18 protein-coding genes are annotated in these 17,302 nt (G+C 64.5%); 9 read left to right on the forward strand and 9 right to left on the reverse strand.

The features are described 5' to 3' along the window. Positions 1 to 161 precede the first annotated feature (161 nt). Positions 162 to 842, reverse strand: a complete 681-nt coding sequence (locus tag ABIB42_RS15215; protein ID WP_005664361.1) for a response regulator transcription factor — start codon at positions 840 to 842, stop codon at positions 162 to 164. A gap of 123 nt (positions 843 to 965) precedes the next feature. After that, the gene (locus tag ABIB42_RS15220; protein ID WP_429248603.1) at positions 966 to 2,096 is read right to left on the reverse strand and encodes an ATP-binding protein; all 1,131 of its coding nucleotides are present in this window, start codon (positions 2,094 to 2,096) and stop codon (positions 966 to 968) included. 182 nt (positions 2,097 to 2,278) lie between these two features. Between ABIB42_RS15220 and ABIB42_RS15225 the strand changes: the two genes are divergently transcribed. Next, on the forward strand, positions 2,279 to 2,527 hold the full coding sequence (locus ABIB42_RS15225) for a DUF3297 family protein (protein ID WP_005664358.1): 249 nt from the start codon (positions 2,279 to 2,281) through the stop codon (positions 2,525 to 2,527). Positions 2,528 to 2,612: 85 nt separating this feature from the next. Here ABIB42_RS15225 and ABIB42_RS15230 read toward each other — a convergent pair whose 3' ends face one another. Next, on the reverse strand, positions 2,613 to 5,726 hold the full coding sequence (locus ABIB42_RS15230; protein ID WP_005664356.1) for a DEAD/DEAH box helicase: 3,114 nt from the start codon (positions 5,724 to 5,726) through the stop codon (positions 2,613 to 2,615). 228 nt (positions 5,727 to 5,954) lie between these two features. Between ABIB42_RS15230 and ABIB42_RS15235 the strand changes: the two genes are divergently transcribed. Both ABIB42_RS15235 and ABIB42_RS15240 read left to right on the forward strand, forming a co-directional pair. Beyond that, positions 5,955 to 8,309 (forward strand): Tex family protein, encoded by a 2,355-nt coding sequence (locus tag ABIB42_RS15235; RefSeq protein WP_429248604.1) that lies wholly within the window; start codon positions 5,955 to 5,957, stop codon positions 8,307 to 8,309. A gap of 4 nt (positions 8,310 to 8,313) precedes the next feature. Further along, positions 8,314 to 8,760: a GNAT family N-acetyltransferase gene (locus ABIB42_RS15240; protein ID WP_429248605.1), complete on the forward strand. Its 447-nt coding sequence runs from the start codon at positions 8,314 to 8,316 to the stop codon at positions 8,758 to 8,760. 24 nt (positions 8,761 to 8,784) lie between these two features. Here the strand turns inward: ABIB42_RS15240 and ABIB42_RS15245 are convergent, their stop codons facing one another. Further along, positions 8,785 to 9,069, reverse strand: a complete 285-nt coding sequence (locus tag ABIB42_RS15245; protein ID WP_005664350.1) for a hypothetical protein — start codon at positions 9,067 to 9,069, stop codon at positions 8,785 to 8,787. A 62-nt stretch (positions 9,070 to 9,131) separates the two neighbouring features. Then, a complete protein-coding gene (locus ABIB42_RS15250; RefSeq protein WP_005664348.1) occupies positions 9,132 to 9,443 on the reverse strand; it encodes a hypothetical protein in 312 nt (103 codons plus the stop codon). 171 nt (positions 9,444 to 9,614) lie between these two features. Here ABIB42_RS15250 and grxD point away from each other — a divergent pair, with 171 nt between their 5' ends. Further along, positions 9,615 to 9,929 (forward strand): Grx4 family monothiol glutaredoxin, encoded by a 315-nt coding sequence (gene grxD, locus ABIB42_RS15255; protein WP_005664345.1) that lies wholly within the window; start codon positions 9,615 to 9,617, stop codon positions 9,927 to 9,929. Between the two features lie 4 nt (positions 9,930 to 9,933). Then, entirely contained in the window at positions 9,934 to 10,527 is a 594-nt protein-coding gene (locus tag ABIB42_RS15260; RefSeq protein WP_071361026.1) for a UbiX family flavin prenyltransferase, read from the forward strand. A gap of 31 nt (positions 10,528 to 10,558) precedes the next feature. Here ABIB42_RS15260 and ABIB42_RS15265 read toward each other — a convergent pair whose 3' ends face one another. From ABIB42_RS15265 to ABIB42_RS15275, 3 genes are all read right to left on the reverse strand, one after another. Continuing rightward, on the reverse strand, positions 10,559 to 10,729 hold the full coding sequence (locus ABIB42_RS15265) for a hypothetical protein (RefSeq protein WP_005664342.1): 171 nt from the start codon (positions 10,727 to 10,729) through the stop codon (positions 10,559 to 10,561). A gap of 127 nt (positions 10,730 to 10,856) precedes the next feature. Continuing rightward, entirely contained in the window at positions 10,857 to 11,276 is a 420-nt protein-coding gene (locus tag ABIB42_RS15270) for a hypothetical protein (protein WP_040775023.1), read from the reverse strand. A gap of 278 nt (positions 11,277 to 11,554) precedes the next feature. Beyond that, positions 11,555 to 12,607 carry an MBL fold metallo-hydrolase gene (locus ABIB42_RS15275; protein ID WP_005664338.1) on the reverse strand — a complete coding sequence of 351 codons (1,053 nt, stop codon included), beginning with the start codon at positions 12,605 to 12,607 and terminating at the stop codon, positions 11,555 to 11,557. A 136-nt stretch (positions 12,608 to 12,743) separates the two neighbouring features. On the opposite strand from ABIB42_RS15275, the gene ABIB42_RS15280 reads away from it, so the two are divergent. Then, entirely contained in the window at positions 12,744 to 13,148 is a 405-nt protein-coding gene (locus tag ABIB42_RS15280; RefSeq protein WP_005664336.1) for a MerR family transcriptional regulator, read from the forward strand. 171 nt (positions 13,149 to 13,319) lie between these two features. On the opposite strand, the gene ABIB42_RS15285 is transcribed toward ABIB42_RS15280, so the two are convergent. Beyond that, positions 13,320 to 13,529 (reverse strand): hypothetical protein, encoded by a 210-nt coding sequence (locus ABIB42_RS15285; RefSeq protein ID WP_005664334.1) that lies wholly within the window; start codon positions 13,527 to 13,529, stop codon positions 13,320 to 13,322. A gap of 613 nt (positions 13,530 to 14,142) precedes the next feature. Here ABIB42_RS15285 and ABIB42_RS15290 point away from each other — a divergent pair. From ABIB42_RS15290 to ABIB42_RS15300, 3 genes are all read left to right on the forward strand, one after another. Then, on the forward strand, positions 14,143 to 15,327 hold the full coding sequence (locus ABIB42_RS15290; RefSeq protein ID WP_005664332.1) for an isovaleryl-CoA dehydrogenase: 1,185 nt from the start codon (positions 14,143 to 14,145) through the stop codon (positions 15,325 to 15,327). A gap of 22 nt (positions 15,328 to 15,349) precedes the next feature. Next, positions 15,350 to 16,549 carry an acetyl-CoA C-acyltransferase gene (locus ABIB42_RS15295; RefSeq protein WP_071361025.1) on the forward strand — a complete coding sequence of 400 codons (1,200 nt, stop codon included), beginning with the start codon at positions 15,350 to 15,352 and terminating at the stop codon, positions 16,547 to 16,549. Between the two features lie 74 nt (positions 16,550 to 16,623). Then, on the forward strand, positions 16,624 to 17,292 hold the full coding sequence (locus ABIB42_RS15300) for an SDR family oxidoreductase (protein WP_429248606.1): 669 nt from the start codon (positions 16,624 to 16,626) through the stop codon (positions 17,290 to 17,292). Positions 17,293 to 17,302 lie beyond the last annotated feature (10 nt).

Genomic DNA, 17,302 nt, shown 5'->3' on the forward strand with positions numbered 1-17,302 from the left:
GGGATGGCATCAGAAAGCATGGCCGAAAGTTAACATTTCTGAGCCACGTTTACAACGAAAAAATGCCGCAAAGATCGTTAACTTAGCGGCATTAGACTCTGACCCTAATTGTCCGAGCGGCTATTGGCCAATAATTCGACGCTGACCCTAATTAACCCTGATTAGGAGAGGGTGAAGCCGGCGGAGAGGCTGTAGCCTTCGCCATAGGCGCTGCGCAGGGGGAGGTCCTGGCCGAGGCCGGAACGGGCTTTCTTGCGCAGGCGGTAGACCAGCATGTCGACCCGGCGGCTGGCGTCCGGGTCTTCGCCGCCCATGCCTGCCACGATCACGTGGCGCGGCACCGGACGGGTATTGATCGTCAACAGGTGCAGGAAATTGCACTCTTTTTCGGTCAGGTCGATCACCTTGCCCATCAGCTCGAGCTGGCGCGCGCTCACGCGCAGGGTCCACTTGCTCGGCGTCGGGACCGGATCGGGCGGACGCACGCGCCGGTCCAGGGCTTCGATGTGGGCCGCCAGTTCGGGGAACTTGATCGGCTTGGTCAAATAATGGTCGGCGCCCAGGCGCAGGCCCAGGATGCGGTGGTCGAACGCCACCCGGCCCGTCAGCACCAGCAGGCCGATCTCGGGATACAGCTGGCGCATGCGCGGAATGACATTGAAACCGTCCTCGTCCGGCAAGCCAAGGTCGAGCACGACCACCGCGGCCGGGGTGCGCGTCAGCGCCGCCCACATCTCGCTGGCGGTCCTGGCGATCGTCACTTCATGGTCGAGCTCCTTCAGGAACTCGGCCATGTCGTCGGCGTATTCGCCATTGTCTTCAACAATCAGTATCTGCGTCATTCCTTGGCCGTAGTGTTCTTTAACCCGACAATGATACCAATGGTAGCGTTATCCTTGCCGGGTCGCGGTCCGATTATCGTTGCTGAGGCGGTCTGAAGCAAGGAGTTGTTCCTCTATAACTCCCTAAAGGCTCAAAGCAGGCATCCATAAACGGAATTCGGCGCCCGCCCCTTCCTCTCCCGGCGCCAGGCTCAGCACACCGCCATGCACCTCGACGATCGAGCGCGCCATGTACAGACCGAGGCCGCTGCCGGGCAGGCCGGCGGCGTTGCGGCCGCGGTAGCCCTTGTCGAAGACCCGCGCCACGTCCTCCGGCGGCACGCCGGCGCCGCCGTCCAGCACCGCCAGCTCGACCCCGCCGCCGCTGCGCCGCGCACGCAGGATCACGGGCGCCGACGGCGGCGAAAACGCCAATGCATTATCGATCAAGACCTTGAGCGCCAGGCGCAGGCCTTCCGGCTCCCCGCGCAGGGTCAGTGGCAGTTCTTCCAGCCGCAGCGCGGCTTCGCGGCCGGCCGCGCGGATCTGGACGGCGCCGCTGTCGACCAGGTCGCTCACGGTGATCGTGTTCGGCTGCCGCGCGCGGCCGAGCGCGGCCATGCGATCCGGCGACAGGTATTCATCGAGCATCCCGATCAGGCGGTCGACCGCGGCGCCGATCTTGCGGTAGCGCGTGCGCGTGGGCTCGTCGGCGTGGCTCGACGTCGCCTCGAGGCGCTGGATGGCGCCGTCGATCGTGGCCAGCGGGGTGCGGAATTCGTGATTGAGCATGCTGGCAAAACGCTTCTGCTCGCTTTGGTGGGCGCGTCGCGCCGACAGGTCGCGCAGCAGCCCGACCAGGGTCGCGCCATGGTCGGCAACACCGTCGGCAGAGCCGTCGACCAAGGCCGTGGCCAGGCCTTCCAGCGCCAGCGGCCGGCCCTCGGCGTCGAACAGGTCGAATTCGCGCTGGCTGCGCGCGCCGGGCGCGCCGCCGGCCGCCTCGCGCAGCCAGGCCGCGAGCGGCGCCAGGGGCGAGACGGCGTCGCCGTCGAGCGCACGCTGCAGCGCCTCGCGGTCGAAGCCGCTCAGTGCGCCGAAGGCGGGGCTGAGATACACGAAGCGGTGCGCCGGCAGCGCGATGGCGAAGGCGACATCGCCGCCCAGTTCGGCGATCGCGCGGAACTGCCCGGCCGGCAGCGCATCGTCGTCAGGGCGGCCCGCGATGGGAGGGGAGCCTGGCGACGAGGCGGCGGCATGGGGGCTGGACTTCATCGGGCTCTTTCTTGACCAACTAGCAAGGATGTCAGGTTTACCATCAAGTATACAGCCATGAAACAGTGTTTGTGAAATATCTCTCGATGGGCACGCCATGATTCGGGCCAGGCCCGGGCCAAAGGCCGCCCGCGCAAAGAAATGCGCCATGTCCCGGCGAGTTGAGGGATAATTCGCGCACCATGAACGATACCGCAACCCTCCCCCCGCTCCCAGACCGGCTGTCGATCGATCCGAGCAGCCCTTTCCACAACCGTGACGTGTTCCAGCGCGAAATCGGCATCCGCTTCAACGACAAGGATCGCTACGACGTCGAAGAATATTGCCTCAGCGAAGGCTGGATCAAGGTCGCCGCCGGCAAGACCCTCGACCGCCGCGGCAAGCCGATGCTCATCAAGCTCAAGGGCAAGGTCGAAGCCTTCTACAAATAAGCTGTCTTGACAGCGTCGCACGCGGCCTTGCGCCGCGTGCTTTCTTTTCGGCCGCGCTCACGCCAGCGAGCGCGGCCCCATCCAATCAGTCGTCCAGCGGCGCGAAGATCGCCTGCAGGTCTTCCTGCGTCAGCGCCATCTTCTGCGATTCGCCTTCGGACAGGATCGACTGCGCCAGCTCCGACTTCTTCTGCTGCAGCTGCTGGATTTTTTCTTCCAGCGTGCCTTTCGCGATCAACTTGTACACGAACACGGGCTTGTCTTGCCCGATGCGCCAGGCGCGGTCGGTCGCTTGGTTCTCGGCCGCCGGGTTCCACCACGGGTCGTAGTGGATCACGGTGTCGGCCGCTGTGAGATTGAGTCCTACACCGCCGGCTTTCAGGCTGATCAGGAAGATCGGCACCGCGCCCTGCTGGAAGGCCGCCACCTGGGCCGAGCGGTCGCGCGTCTCGCCGGTCAGGATCGCGTACGGGATGTTGCGCGCGTCGAGTTCTTCCTCGATCAGGCCGAGCATGCTGGTGAACTGCGAGAACACGAGGATCTTGCGGCCCTCGCCCAGCAGGTCTTCGACCATCTGCATCAGGTCCAGCAGCTTGGCCGACACGGCGGCCGTGTTCTTCTTGGACGGCATCGCCTTCACCAGGCGCGGATCGCAGCAGACCTGGCGCAGCTTGAGCAAGGCCTCGAGGATGACGATCTGGCTGCGCGCCACGCCCTTGCGGTCGATCTCGTCGCGCACCTTCTTGTCCATCGCCAGGCGCACGGTCTCGTACAGGTCGCGCTGCGGGCCGGCCAGCTCGATGCGGCGCACCATCTCGGTTTTCTCCGGCAGCTCCTTGGCCACGTGGTCTTTCGTGCGGCGCAGCAGGAAGGGACGGATGCGGCGGTTCAGCAGGGTGCGGCGCACCGGGTCGTCCTGGCGCTCGATCGGATGGCGGAACTGCGTGTTGAAGGTCTTCTCGTCGCCCAGGAGGCCCGGGAGCAGGAAGTGGAACTGCGACCACAATTCGCCCAGGTGGTTCTCGAGCGGGGTGCCCGACAGGCACAGGCGGTGGCGGGCGTCGAGCGAGCCGGCCGTCTGCGCCGCCTTGGAGCGGGTGTTCTTGATGTAGTGCGATTCGTCGAGGATCACCAGGTGATAGTGGTGCTTGCGCAGTTCTTCTTCGTCGCGCGGCAGCAGCGCATAGGTGGTCAGGACGATGTCGGCGTCGTCGATCTGGTCGAACAGGTCCATGCGCTCCTTGCCCTGCAGGAGCAGCACCTTGAGGCTCGGCGCGAAGCGCGCGGCTTCGTCGAACCAGTTGGCCATCAGGCTGGTCGGGGCGATCACCAGGGCCGGGCTGGTAAGACGGCCGGCCTCTTTCTCGGTGAGGATGTGGGCCAGCGTCTGCACCGTTTTACCGAGACCCATGTCGTCGGCCAGGATGCCGCCCAGGTCGTACTCGCGCAGGAACTGCATCCAGGACAGGCCGTCGAGCTGGTAATCACGGAGGGTCGCTTGCAGGCCCTTGGGCGCTTCGACCTTCTTGACCGCGCCGAACTGGCTCAGCTTGCGGCCGGTCTCGCGCAGGCGCTCGCCGCCGGTCCAGCGCAGCTCGACGCCGCGCGCCAATTCTTCGAGGCGCGCCGCATCGAGGGTCGACAGGCGCAGCTTGCCCTTGATCTTGTCGTTGAAGTACAGCTCGCCCAGGGTGGCGAGGATCGGCTTGAGGCGGCCCCACGGCAGCGCCACGCGCACGCCGTCAGGCAGGACGGCCAACATCTGGTCGGCCTCGGCATGGGCGGCCAGCACGGCAGGGTCGAATTCGAGCGGCGCGCTGCGGATCAGCTGCACCAGCACCGGCAGCAGCGGCACGCGCTTCTTCGCCACCACGATGCCCAGCTCCAGCTCGAACCAGGCGTTGCCTGCTTCGGCCGGCTCGTCGATGTCGGCATACCAGTCTTCGACCGGTACGACGTCATACCGGTACTTGTTAGATTTCTGCAGGTGCCAGCCGGCGTCGGACAGCGCGTCGACGTCGTTCTCGGCAAAGCGCAGCCAGTGCGCCTGGCTTTCGAGCTGCAGCGCGCCGGCCATGGCGTTGAACGGGGCGGTGACCGGCTTGCGGAAGCCGATCTCGCCCAGTTTATCGAGGGCGTCGCTCTCGGCCTTCGGGTCGCGTTCGATGATTTCGGTGAGGTCGCCGATCTGGCGCACCACGCGCTGCGACGGGTCGAACGAGACGCGCTGGCCGTCGTAGTCGAAGGCCAGCACGGCGAAGTCTTGCCAGCGCGTGACGTTGCCGTCGGCCAGCTGCACGGCATCGAGCAGCAGGTGCGGAATCGGCTTGACGTCATTGCGCAGGCGCTGGGTCAGCGGTTGCGGCAATGGCATCAGCTGCTGCAGGCCGTGGGCCAGCAGCAGCTGCGAGACGCGTTTCTTGTCGGTGCCGGTCAGGGCCGGGGCTTGCGCCACCAGGGCCTGCAGTTCGGCCAGCGAGATGTCGATGCCGCCGCGATTGAGTTCGAGCGGCCCGCAGGACAGATTGTCGATGTACCACGGCGGATCGGTCGGCAGCATGTAGTCGATCTGGTCGGCCGCGCTGTGGGTGGCGGCGCCACCGACCGGCTCCACCGACCACCCGAGCTTGGACACCCGGCCTTCGTCGCGCCAGGCCAGGCTGGCCAGGCGGGTCGGGCCACCCTGCAACGGATAGACAAGGCCGCTGGCCATGTCGGACCACGAGTTCGCCCACAGCAGCTTGCCCTGATCGAGCAGCATCTGCAGCAGGATCGCGCCCACCTTGCCCTTGGGTTCGGTGGCGCTGGTGCCCTGGGCCGACCCGCTGCGCATGGCGATGAAGAAGCGCACCAGGTCGACGTCGTCGCCTTCGAGGTAGGCGGGCGGCGCCGACAGCAGCGAGAACACTTCGCTGACCGGGCTGGCCGCGGCCACGTCGCCGTTCGGACGCAGGCGCGCCTTGCACAGGCACAGCGCGACGTGGCGGCCGCCGCTGGTGGGCGCCATGACATAGACGAACTTGTATTGCGCGGCCTTGGGGTCGACGACTTCATCGGTCAGCTTCGGCTGGGGATGGGCCGCGGCCTCGACCCGTTGCAGCCAGCTCACCACCGGCGCCGGAAGGGCCGGGGAACGTGCGGGAGCGCGGACCGGAGGTGCGTCGCTGGCTTTCTCGCGAAGATAATCGACTGTGGTCATTGGGTCTCGTGGCTTCGTATCAAAAAAGGCAATAAACGGCATTATCTCGCATACGATCACTTCCGTTTTGTTCGGAATCGCACGTAGCGGACAAATCTCATCCGTGCGCAGTGCGCACGCTTTCTCGTCAACCGGTTGTTCTCTCATGTCCGCGACACGCTGTCAAGACTGGCGCATCGTCGATGAGCGCGTATCATTGGCCGCTTGATCTTCGATACAACGATTCACATGCTGCCCTCCATCGAACAACGCCTCGCCCAAGAACTCGCCGCCCGCCCGGCCCAGGTGGCCGCCGCCATCGCCTTGCTCGACGAAGGCGCCACCGTGCCCTTCATCGCCCGCTATCGCAAGGAAGCCACGGGCGGTCTCGACGACACCCAGCTGCGCCTGCTCGAAGAACGCCTGCGTTACCTGCGCGAGCTCGAAGACCGGCGCGCCACCATCGTCGCGTCGATCACGGAACAGAACAAGATGACGCCCGAGCTGATGCAGGCGATCGCCATGGCGGAAGACAAGACCCGCCTCGAAGACCTGTACCTGCCCTACAAGCAGAAGCGCCGCACCAAGGCCCAGATCGCGATCGAGGCCGGCCTGGCGCCGCTGGCGGATAGCCTGCTGGCCGATCCGACCCTGAACCCGGAAGAAGTGGCAAACGGCTACCTGCGCGAGGCATTCACCAATGCCGATGGCGGCGCCAACCCCGGCGTGGCGGACGCCAAGGCGGCCCTGGACGGCGCGCGCCAGATCCTGATGGAGCGTTTTGCGGAAGACGCAGAACTGCTGCAATCGCTGCGCGAGTACGTGCAGGAGCACGGCGTGGTCGAATCGAAGGTCGTCGCCGGCAAGGAAGACGAGGGCGAAAAGTTCGCCGACTACTTCGACTACAACGAGCCCCTGGGCGCCGTGCCGTCGCACCGTGCGCTGGCCCTGCTGCGCGGCCGCCGCGAGGGCGTGCTGGACGTGAGCCTGCGCCTGGATTCGGAACCCGAGAAGCCGAAGTGGGATGCGCCGCTGAACCCGTGCGAGGGCCGCATCGCGGCGCGCTTCGGCATCAAGGCGCAAGGCCGCCCGGCCGACAAGTGGCTGCAGGACACCGCGCGCTGGACCTGGCGCGTGAAAAGCTTCATGCACCTGGACACCGAGTTGATGGGCGCCCTGCGCGACAAGGCCGAACTGGACGCGATCGGCGTCTTCGCGCGCAACCTGAAAGCGCTGCTGCTGGCGGCGCCGGCCGGACAGCGCGCCACCATGGGCCTCGATCCGGGCCTGCGCACCGGCGTCAAGGTGGCCGTGGTCGACGCCACCGGCAAGGTGGTCGACACCGCCACCGTCTATCCGCACCAGCCGCGCAACGACTGGCATGGCGCGCTGCACACGCTGGGCCAGCTGGCGGCCAGGCACAAGGTGTCGCTGATCTCGATCGGCAACGGCACCGGCTCGCGCGAGACCGACAAGCTGGCGCAAGACCTGATCAAACAGAGTCAGGAACTCAAGCTGACCAAGATCGTGGTCTCGGAAGCGGGCGCCTCGGTGTATTCGGCGTCCGAATTCGCGTCGCGCGAACTGCCCGACATGGACGTCTCGCTGCGCGGCGCGGTCTCGATCGCGCGCCGCCTGCAGGATCCGCTGGCCGAACTGGTCAAGATCGATCCGAAGTCGATCGGCGTCGGCCAGTACCAGCACGACGTCTCGCAGACCCAGCTCGCGCGCTCGCTCGACGCGGTGGTCGAGGATTGCGTGAACGCGGTGGGCGTGGACGTGAACACCGCCTCGGCGCCGCTGCTGGCGCGGGTCTCGGGCCTGTCGAATACCGTGGCCCAGGGCATCGTGGCCTACCGCGACGCCAACGGCGCGTTCGCCTCGCGCGCCGCGCTCAAGAAGGTGCCGCGCCTGGGCGACAAGACCTTCGAGCAGGCGGCCGGCTTCTTGCGCATCGTGAACGGCGCCAATCCGCTGGACGCGTCGGCGGTGCACCCGGAATCGTATCCGGTGGTCGAGAAGATCCTGGCCGACGTCAAGCGCGACGTCAAATCGCTGATCGGCGACGGCCCCTTGCTGAAAGCCCTGTCTCCGTCGAAGTACGCGGACGAGAAATTCGGCGTGCCGACCGTGAGCGACATCCTGAAGGAGCTGGAAAAGCCGGGCCGCGACCCGCGTCCGGAATTCATCACCGCCACCTTCAAGGAAGGCGTGGAAGAGATCTCGGACCTGCGTCCGGACATGATCCTGGAAGGCGTGGTGACCAACGTCGCCGCCTTCGGCGCCTTCGTGGACATCGGCGTGCACCAGGACGGGCTGGTGCACATCTCGGCGCTGTCGAACACCTTCGTGAAGGATCCGCACACGGTGGTCAAGGCCGGCCAGGTGGTCAAGGTCAAGGTGCTGGAAGTCGACCCCAAGCGCAAGCGCATCGCGCTGACCATGCGCCTGGCGGACAGCGCGCCGCAGGCGGGTGCGCGGCCTGAGCAGCGCGGCGATCGTAGCGACGCCAAGCGCGTGGCCCAGCACCAGCGCCAGGAACGTTCGGCGCCGCCGTCCAACAATGCGATGGCGGACGCCTTCGCCAAGCTGCGCGGAAAATAAGCGGATGCCGCGGCTGGCCAGCGTCGATCCGGACAGCCCCGATGCAAGGCAGCTGATCGCCGAGCTCGACGCGGCGCTGGCCGCCATCACGGGCGACAGCGGCGCCTCGTCGTTCGATCCGCAGGATTGCCGTGGGGCCGGCGCGGTCTTCGTGATCGCCTATGACGCGCAAGGCGTCGCGGTCGGCTGCGGCGCGCTGCGATCGCTCGAAGGCGAGGTGGGTGAAATCAAGCGGATGTATGCGCGTGCCGGCAGCGGCGCCGGCGCGCCCATTCTGGCCGAGCTGGAACGGCGTGCCGCTGCCTGCGGCTACCGCCGGTTATCGCTGTCGACGCGGCGCGTGAACGTGCGCGCGGTCGACTTCTATGAACGGCACGGTTACGTGGAAGTGCCGCCTTACGGCCGCTACGTCGGCCGCGCCGTGTCGATCTGCCTGGGCAGGCAGCTGTGAGCGCTCATCTTGTGAGCGCTCATCTCAGGCGTGCTTCATGAACATGCCGATCAGGTAGACCGTCAGGCAGCCGAAACCGATCAGGAGCATGCGCGCCTGCGGGATGGCCGGCAGGCCGGTCTTCTTGATGTGCACGGCGTCGCGCACCAGCAGCACGGCATACACCAGGGCCGCCACGCCGGACAGGATGTCGCCCACGCTGGAGCGTGTGACGCCGCTATAAATGTTCAGCAGGCCGGGAATGCCCAGCAGGGCGGCGATCACGAAGTTCATGTTCGGCGATGGTACGCGCGGGCGGGGTTGCTGCATCGTTACTCCAATAATCTGAATGACAAACCGGGCGATCATACCGCAATGCCGGCCGCATGCCGTCACATCCCGGGCAGTCTCAGGGTCGCGCCCTGGGTCATGATCTTCACCAGGAAGCTGCCGACGAAGGCGCCGAAGCAGATGTAGCCGATCAGGGTGACGCGCGGCGACGCCAGCAGCGCCGTGCGGCCGGCCCGGCGCTGCAATGCGCACCAGGCCAGGTACAGCGCCATCATCAGCGGCCCGAGCGCGAAGAAGATGCCGGCGAACCAGCCACGCGAGAGGGCGCTGGCGATATCGAACAAGGCGGGCAGCCCCAGCACGGCCGCGAACACCCACATGGCCACTGGAGGCAAGGTAGCAAACGTCTTCATCGTGTTTCTTGGTAATCTTTAACTGGTCGATGATACCGCAGACCACCGGCGGTCGACGGCGATATGAACTTGGCCCACCACCTGCGTGGGGGCGACTTGGCCAACTTTGTCGGCCAAGTCGTTATAGAATGTCGCCATCTACTTATTCCTTTTCTTCAAAGGCAAAATCAAATGAGCGACGTGCAAACCTGGATCAAAGAAACCGTGACCTCCACCCCGGTCGTGCTGTTCATGAAGGGCACCGCCCAGTTCCCGCAGTGCGGCTTCTCGGGCCGCGCCATCCAGATCCTGAAAGCCTGCGGTGTTGACAACGTTGCCACCGTCAATGTGCTGGACGACGCCGAAGTTCGCCAGGGCATCAAGGACTACTCGAACTGGCCGACCATTCCCCAGCTGTACGTGAAGGGCGAGTTCATCGGCGGCACCGACATCATGAACGAGATGTACGAATCCGGCGAACTGCAGACCTTGCTGAAGAACGGCTGAGCGCATGGCCGAACGTCCGCGCCGGATTATCATCGCCATCACCGGCGCGACCGGCGCGACCTACGGCGTGCAGCTGCTGCGGCGGCTGCACGGCGCCCCGGGCGTCGAGACCCACTTGGTCGTTTCCGACGCCGCCTCCCTCACCCTGCACCAGGAACTCGGCCTGCAGCGGCGCGACGCCGAAGCGCTGGCCCACGTCGTCCACCGCAACCGCGACGTCGGCGCCTCGATCGCCAGCGGCTCGTTCCAGACCGACGGCATGGTGATCGCCCCCTGTTCGATGAAAACGCTGGCAGCGGTCGCGCATGGTTTTTCTGACAACCTTGTGACACGCGCGGCCGACGTGATCCTCAAGGAACGCCGGCGCCTGGTCCTGATGGTGCGCGAAACGCCCTTCAACCTGGCCCACTTGCGCAATATGACGGCCGTGACCGAAATGGGCGGCATCGTCTTCCCTCCCCTGCCCAGCTTCTATCATCGGCCGGCGACGATCGCGGACATGGTCGAGCACACGGTGGACCGTGTCGTGGATTTATTAGGGATAGAGAATGCCCAGGCCGCCCGCTGGGGCGGCATGAAGGGCGAACAAGACGCCTGAACGCGCGCCAGCGTCCTGCCGGCGCACGCGTTCAGCGTTTGTCGTCGTACTTGTCTTGGGACTTCTTCAACTCGCGCGCCTCTTCAAGCATTCGGCGCCGGGCATTGCGTTCTCGCATGACCTCGGCATGACGCGCTGCCGTCATGGGGGGCGCCGTCATCAAATCCTTGAGCTGGGCGGTATTGGCGTAGTTGTTTCGCATGCGTCAGCTGCTCCTGGGTAGACCTGGGGCGGTGGCGGACATGCTGCCACCTGAACAGATTATGACCCAGCTGCGGCCGTTTGTGCGGCCCGGCATGACGAAAAGTGCAAGCCCCTGCGGGGCAGGCTTACTTTGCTTCCGCTTTCTGGTGGTTCATGCGCACCAGCATGCGGATGAACTCGCGCGCCAGCTGGCGGTGGTGTTCATCCAGGCGCTGCAGGTCGGCGATCAGTTTGACGTCGGCCGATTCGAAGCGAGCGCCACCACCGTTGGCGGCGTCAAGGCTGGCGGCCTGCTCGGCGCCGCCGAAGCGCAGCCAGTCGGCCGGCACGCCCAGCCACTGGGCGATCATGCGCAGCTTTTCCTGGGTGGGAATGGCTTCGCCTACCAGCCATTTACGGGCCGCGTGAACCGTGATCGGACGGCCTTCGAAGCGGATATTAAATTCTCGGGCAAGGCGGGTCGGACTGTCGGGCGAGTAGTGTGCGTTCTTCAGGGCCTGCTGCAGTCGCTCACTGAAGCTCTCCCGTTCATTCGTTGAATTCATCGTGATACTGGGTTGTTGAGACTGGACGGGCGGCTTCTCCATCCCTTGCGGATGAGAAGCCATGGGGTCCAAATCATACAACTAAAATGTAACAATGATGTGGTTTTTTAAGAGTTTTTACGCTCAGTGCAACTAATACCCAACAGCAATACAGCCAAGTAGGATTTCCACAAAATTTTCTATTATTCGAAATGAATAAGTCTACGCACCATTACTTAGACAGGATGACTGGAATGCACGTACCAAAAAAATTGTATCCAATGGTTACAATTTAAATGTTAGATTTGTTGAAATCTCACTACGCCGTCGTGACCAATCATGCGGCGTAGGCGACCGTCGCGCCACAGCTTGTGCAGGTGGGCCAGCGCCTCGCCCAGCGCAAAGCTGAGCTGGTGCGCGTCGAGCGGCCTCCGGAACATGATCGGCACGATGTCGGTCGCCGAGCGTGGCGCGGCGCAGGCCGCGATCACCTCGGCCAGGCGCGCCGTGTGGTGCTCGCGCAGCTGGGCGATGCGGGTATGCAGGCCGCGGAAGGGCTTGCCGTGCGACGGCAGCACCAGCACGTCCTCGGGCAGGTCGGCGAATTTCGACAGTGAGTCGAGATAGAGCTGGAGCGGATTGCCCTCGGGCTCGACCGCGAATACCGAGACATTGGTCGAGATCCGCGGCAACACCATATCGCCCGAGACCAGCACGTTCAGCGCCGCGCAGTAGAGCGAAGCATGTTCCGGCGAGTGGCCGAAGCCGGTGATCACGCGCCACGCCTGGCCGCCGATCGTGACGACCTGCCCATCCTGCAGCCGGGTATAGGCTTGCGGCACCGACGGCACCAGCGAAGGATAGTAATTGCGGCGGCTGCGCATCTGGTCCAGCATCGCCGCATCGACCAGGCCGTGGCGTTCGAAATGGGGAATGGCCGACGGCCCATCCACGCCCGGCAGCGCCGCCGCCATCATGCGCATGAAGCCGAACTCGCCGGTGGTGGTCCAGAACGGCGCCCCAAAACGCGTGCACAGCCAGCCGGACAGGCCGACGTGGTCGGGATGACAATGCGTCGCGATCAGGCGCAGCAGCGGCCGGCCATCCAGCCCCCCGGCCAATACCTGTTCCCAGGCGGCGCGGGTGGCGTCGGTGCTGGCGCCGGTATCGACCAGGCTCCAGCCGCGCCGCTCCTCGAGTTCGTCTTCCAGCAGCCACACATTGACATGGTCCAGCGCAAACGGCAACGGCATGCGCGCCCAGCGCAGGCCCGGCATGACCTCGTGCACGGCGCCGGGAACAGGGATGGTGTCGCCAAATGGATAATCCAGCTGGGCTTCGAGGGCATTCATGGCATTCTTTTCATTTTCCGGGTCGGTGGACCGCGCTACAATGTGGCGAAACCGACAGTTAACGTAAACGGCAATCACGGTATCATTTTTCGATTCTAAGCGATTCCGCCAGCGTTTCCCAATTGCCTTAAATCTCATGCCCACTACCTATACCATTGCCGAACTGGCGCGCGAATTCGACATCACCGCAAGGGCGATCCGTTTTTATGAAGACCAGGGCCTGCTCAGCCCCAAGCGCGAAGGCGTGGGCGGACGCAACCGCGTGTACACCCCGCGCGACCGCACCCGCCTGAAACTGACCCTGCGCGGCAAGCGCCTCGGCCTGACGCTGTCCGAAATTAAGAGCATCGTCGACATGTATGAGTCGCCAAGGGACACCGTGGCACAGATCAACCGCTTCCTGGGCGTGCTGGCCCAGCAGCGTCTGACCCTGGAACAGCAGCGCGCTGACATCGAGATGGCGCTGGAAGAGATTTCGGCCCACGAGGAAGAATGCCGTCGCCTGCTGAGCGAGGACGAGGCGGCGCGCGACACGGCGTGACATTCGCCTGGTCCGCGGCAAGGCCTGCAGTGATTCAGCCGATCAAAAGTGGTTGATCAACTCAACTGTCGCAGCACGAAGACATTCAATCCGCAATGGCGATCGACGCCGTGCGGATTGCATGCATGCTGTTCAGGGTTCCGGTTCCAGGAGTCGGAACGATCTCGTGAACTAGATATTGAAGCATCCCCCCGCCCATCCTGAATTAGCCTTGCGGAATTCGGCGAGCGCCGTCCGGCATTGACCCAATGTCGCGTATTTCCCGATACTCTTGAGATTCTGATTATTGCTCTGCCAAACCTTCAATTCGTAATGCGCCGTATTGGCGAACGCAAAGGTGGCACTCGTTGACAGCAATAGGATAAGCAATAGCGTTTTCATGGTTTGTCTCCAGCTATGATTGGCAGCCATCAGAACTTTGTACGCGACAGAATTTCCTCGACCTCCTTCCCGTTATTCCCCCCTGTTCGGCGCCCAGACCGCGGCGCGACCCGGACCATGTCTGCTCCCCTGTCGAGCGCATTGTTCTGGATTGGCTGGGAGCATCACTAAGGCTTTGCGAGCGCTGAACGGGCAATAAGATCCAGCAAAGAAAACAACCACATATTGCCATAAAAAAATCTTTATTTTTCATCCGTGGCGATATGACGTAGTGCGTTGTTTGAGGATAACAACAAAGGCGACTCGATGGCCACCTTATGGTGTAAATACCACATTTAACATTTATCAATCTGCCCCATTCCTTTTCTGCCTTTTAAGAATCGTAGAATCGCCGTTTTCTACCCTGTTCAATAACCAGACATTTATTCTTGGTGAATGCATTTATTGTCATTCTCATCAGCGTGACGTCCGTGCTGGTGCGGCGGGCTTGTCGCCGGTTGAAGAGGCTGTCGTAGACCACTTCACTTTACGTTTACGTTAACGTAACAGGCGAGTATGATATTCCTTCACTGGCTGCCCACTCTGCCCAACCACCGTTCACCGTGAGGACGACATGCTGCATCTCCCAGGCTTGACCTTTGACCATGGCGAAGACATCGCCGCGCTGCGCGAAGCAGTCCAACAATTCGCGGCGAGCGAAATCGCCCCGCGCGCGGCGGAGATCGACCGCAGCGACCAGTTCCCGATGGACTTGTGGAAGAAGATGGGCGAACTGGGCCTGCTGGGCATCACCGTCGGCGAGGAATACGGCGGCGCCAATATGGGTTACCTGGCGCACATCGTGGCCATGGAAGAAATCTCGCGCGCCTCGGCCTCGGTCGGCCTGTCCTACGGCGCCCATTCGAACCTGTGCGTCAACCAGATCAAGCGCAACGGCACCGAGGAACAAAAACGTCGCTATCTGCCGCAACTGATCTCGGGCGAGCACGTCGGCGCGCTGGCGATGTCCGAGCCGAATGCCGGTTCCGACGTGGTCAGCATGAAGCTGCGCGCCGACCTCAAGGGCGATCGTTACGTCCTGAACGGCAACAAGATGTGGATCACCAACGGTCCGGATGCCGACACCCTGGTGGTGTACGCCAAGACCGACCTCGAGGCGGGCCCGCGCGGCATGACCGCCTTCCTGATCGAAAAAGGCTTCAAGGGCTTCTCGATCGCGCAGAAACTGGACAAGCTGGGCATGCGCGGCTCGCACACCGGCGAACTGGTGTTCCAGGATTGCGAAGTACCTGTGGAAAACGTGCTGGGCGGCGTCGGCAAGGGCGTCAACGTCCTGATGTCGGGGCTGGACTTCGAACGCACCGTGCTGTCCGGCGGCCCGCTGGGCATCATGTCGGCCTGCATGGACGCCGTGGTGCCGTACATCCACGAGCGCAAGCAGTTCGGCCAGGCGATCGGTGAGTTCCAGCTGATGCAGGGCAAGATCGCCGACATGTATTCGACCATGATGGCTTGCCGCGCCTATGTGTATGCCGTGGGCCAGGCCTGCGACCGCGCAACGATGCCGGAACAAGTGCGCGCCCTGCGCAAGGACGCCGCCGGCGCCATCCTGTACAGCGCCGAAAAGGCCACCTGGATGGCGGGCGAAGCGATCCAGACCCTGGGCGGCAACGGCTACATCAACGAATACCCGGTCGGCCGCCTGTGGCGCGACGCCAAGCTGTACGAGATCGGCGCCGGCACCAGCGAAATCCGTCGCATGCTGATCGGCCGCGAGCTGTTCGGCGAAACCATGTAACCCTTCATTGGAGACAGATACCATGAACGATCCAGTCGTCATCGTCGGCGCAGCGCGCACCCCGATGGGCGCCTTCCAGGGCGATTTTTCTTCCAAGACCGCGAGCGACCTCGGCGCGGTGGCGATCAAGGCCGCGGTCGAGCGCGCCGGCGTCGCCCCTGACGCGGTCGAGCACGTCTACTTCGGCAACTGCCTGATGGCGGGCCAGGGCCAGGCCCCGGCGCGCCAGGCGCTGATCAAGGCCGGGCTGCCGCTGTCGACCGGCGCCGTCACGCTGTCCAAGATGTGCGGCTCGGCGATGCAGGCCGCCATCTTCGCCCACGACCAGCTGGTGGCCGGCAGCGCCGACATCGTGGTCGCCGGCGGCATGGAGTCGATGACCAATGCGCCCTACCTGATCCCGAAGGCGCGCGGCGGCTACCGCATCGGCCACGCGCCGATGTTCGACCACATGATGCTCGACGGCCTGGAAGACGCCTACTCGCGCAACGAGAAGACCGGCGAAGGCCGCTCGATGGGCACCTTCGCCGAAGAGTGCGTGGCGACGTACCAGTTCACGCGCGAGGAGCAGGACGCGTTCGCGATCGCCTCGGTCAAGCGTGCGCAGGCCGCCAGCCTCGAGGGCGGCTTCGACTGGGAAATCGCCCCGGTCAGCGTCACCAGCCGCGCCGGCGACACCGTGATCGACAAGGACGAAGGCCCGCTCAAGGCCAAGGTCGACAAGATCCCGTCGCTCAAGCCTGCGTTCAAGAAGGATGGCACCGTGACCGCCGCCTCGTCGTCGTCGATCAACGACGGCGCCGCCGCGCTGGTGATGATGCGCGAATCGAAGGCCAAGGAACTGGGACTGACGCCGATCGCGCGCGTGCTGGGCCACGCCACCCACGCGCAGGAGCCGAACCTGTTCACCACCGCCCCGATCGGCGCGATGCACAAGCTCTTCAAGAAGACCGGCTGGACGGCCGGCGACGTCGACCTGTTCGAGATCAACGAAGCCTTCGCCGCGGTGCCGATGGCCGCCATGCGCGACCTCGACATCCCGCATGGCAAGGTCAACGTCCACGGCGGCGCCTGCGCGCTGGGCCACCCGATCGGCGCCTCCGGCGCGCGCATCATCGTCACCCTGCTCGGCGCGCTCAAGCGCAGCGGCGGCAAGCGCGGCGTGGCTTCGCTGTGCATCGGCGGCGGCGAGGCCACCGCGATGGCGATCGAGCTGGTGTAATCCTTCGACCAGCGCGGCAATGATGAACGAACCATGCGAACATTGAGGATTCAACCGTTCACAGGGAGTTCATCATGCCAACCGCACTGATCATCGGCGCCTCGCGCGGCATCGGCCACGAAATGGTCCGCCAGTACCGCGCGGACGGCTGGCGCGTCATCGCCACTGCGCGCAAGCAGGAAGATTGCGACGAGCTGGTTCATATGGGCGCAGTGGCGCACCAGCTGGACGTCACGAGCGCCGAATCGATCGCCGCGCTCGGCTGGCGCCTGGACGATGAAAAGATCGATAGCGCCTGGCTGGTGGCGGGTGTCTACGGCCCGGATCACGGCAGCTTCCCGACCGGCCCGGAATTCGACGCCGTCATGCACACCAACGTGCTGGCCGCGATGCGACTGATCCCCATCATCGGCCCGCTGCTGGCCGACACGCGCGGCAAGCTGGCGGTGGTTTCCTCGCGCATGGGATCGATCGGAGAGCGCACGGGCACCGAAGGCACGCTGTACCGCGCCAGCAAGGCGGCGCTCAACTCCGTGCTGAAGGACGCGTCGATCACCTATGGCGCGCAAGGCGTCACCTGCGTCGCCTTCCATCCGGGCTGGGTCCAGACCGATATGGGCGGTTCGGGCGCCAGCCTGACGCCGGAGCACAGCGTGCGCGACCTGCGCGCTACCCTGGCGAAGGTGGACGCCAGCGCCAACGGCAGCTTCCTGAACCACGACGGCGCCGCCATCGCCTGGTAGGCAATCACTA

It is taken from the genome of Massilia sp. UYP32 (genome assembly GCF_050434365.1).
GTDB lineage: Bacteria > Pseudomonadota > Gammaproteobacteria > Burkholderiales > Burkholderiaceae_D > Telluria > Telluria timonae.

What these genes read in the sequence shown, in the direction of transcription:
- ABIB42_RS15245 (WP_005664350.1), bottom strand. Translation starts at nt 9,069, where the DNA reads ATGCAGCAACCCCGCCCGCGCGTACCATCGCCGAACATGAACTTCGTG.
- ABIB42_RS15260 (WP_071361026.1), top strand. Translation starts at nt 9,934, where the DNA reads ATGGCCGAACGTCCGCGCCGGATTATCATCGCCATCACCGGCGCGACC.
- ABIB42_RS15285 (WP_005664334.1), bottom strand. Translation starts at nt 13,529, where the DNA reads ATGAAAACGCTATTGCTTATCCTATTGCTGTCAACGAGTGCCACCTTT.
- grxD (WP_005664345.1), top strand. Translation starts at nt 9,615, where the DNA reads ATGAGCGACGTGCAAACCTGGATCAAAGAAACCGTGACCTCCACCCCG.
- ABIB42_RS15230 (WP_005664356.1), bottom strand. Translation starts at nt 5,726, where the DNA reads ATGACCACAGTCGATTATCTTCGCGAGAAAGCCAGCGACGCACCTCCG.
- ABIB42_RS15225 (WP_005664358.1), top strand. Translation starts at nt 2,279, where the DNA reads ATGAACGATACCGCAACCCTCCCCCCGCTCCCAGACCGGCTGTCGATC.
- ABIB42_RS15235 (WP_429248604.1), top strand. Translation starts at nt 5,955, where the DNA reads ATGCTGCCCTCCATCGAACAACGCCTCGCCCAAGAACTCGCCGCCCGC.
- ABIB42_RS15270 (WP_040775023.1), bottom strand. Translation starts at nt 11,276, where the DNA reads ATGAATTCAACGAATGAACGGGAGAGCTTCAGTGAGCGACTGCAGCAG.
- ABIB42_RS15215 (WP_005664361.1), bottom strand. Translation starts at nt 842, where the DNA reads ATGACGCAGATACTGATTGTTGAAGACAATGGCGAATACGCCGACGAC.
- ABIB42_RS15295 (WP_071361025.1), top strand. Translation starts at nt 15,350, where the DNA reads ATGAACGATCCAGTCGTCATCGTCGGCGCAGCGCGCACCCCGATGGGC.
- ABIB42_RS15220 (WP_429248603.1), bottom strand. Translation starts at nt 2,096, where the DNA reads ATGAAGTCCAGCCCCCATGCCGCCGCCTCGTCGCCAGGCTCCCCTCCC.
- ABIB42_RS15240 (WP_429248605.1), top strand. Translation starts at nt 8,314, where the DNA reads ATGCCGCGGCTGGCCAGCGTCGATCCGGACAGCCCCGATGCAAGGCAG.
- ABIB42_RS15250 (WP_005664348.1), bottom strand. Translation starts at nt 9,443, where the DNA reads ATGAAGACGTTTGCTACCTTGCCTCCAGTGGCCATGTGGGTGTTCGCG.
- ABIB42_RS15290 (WP_005664332.1), top strand. Translation starts at nt 14,143, where the DNA reads ATGCTGCATCTCCCAGGCTTGACCTTTGACCATGGCGAAGACATCGCC.
- ABIB42_RS15280 (WP_005664336.1), top strand. Translation starts at nt 12,744, where the DNA reads ATGCCCACTACCTATACCATTGCCGAACTGGCGCGCGAATTCGACATC.
- ABIB42_RS15300 (WP_429248606.1), top strand. Translation starts at nt 16,624, where the DNA reads ATGCCAACCGCACTGATCATCGGCGCCTCGCGCGGCATCGGCCACGAA.
- ABIB42_RS15275 (WP_005664338.1), bottom strand. Translation starts at nt 12,607, where the DNA reads ATGAATGCCCTCGAAGCCCAGCTGGATTATCCATTTGGCGACACCATC.
- ABIB42_RS15265 (WP_005664342.1), bottom strand. Translation starts at nt 10,729, where the DNA reads ATGCGAAACAACTACGCCAATACCGCCCAGCTCAAGGATTTGATGACG.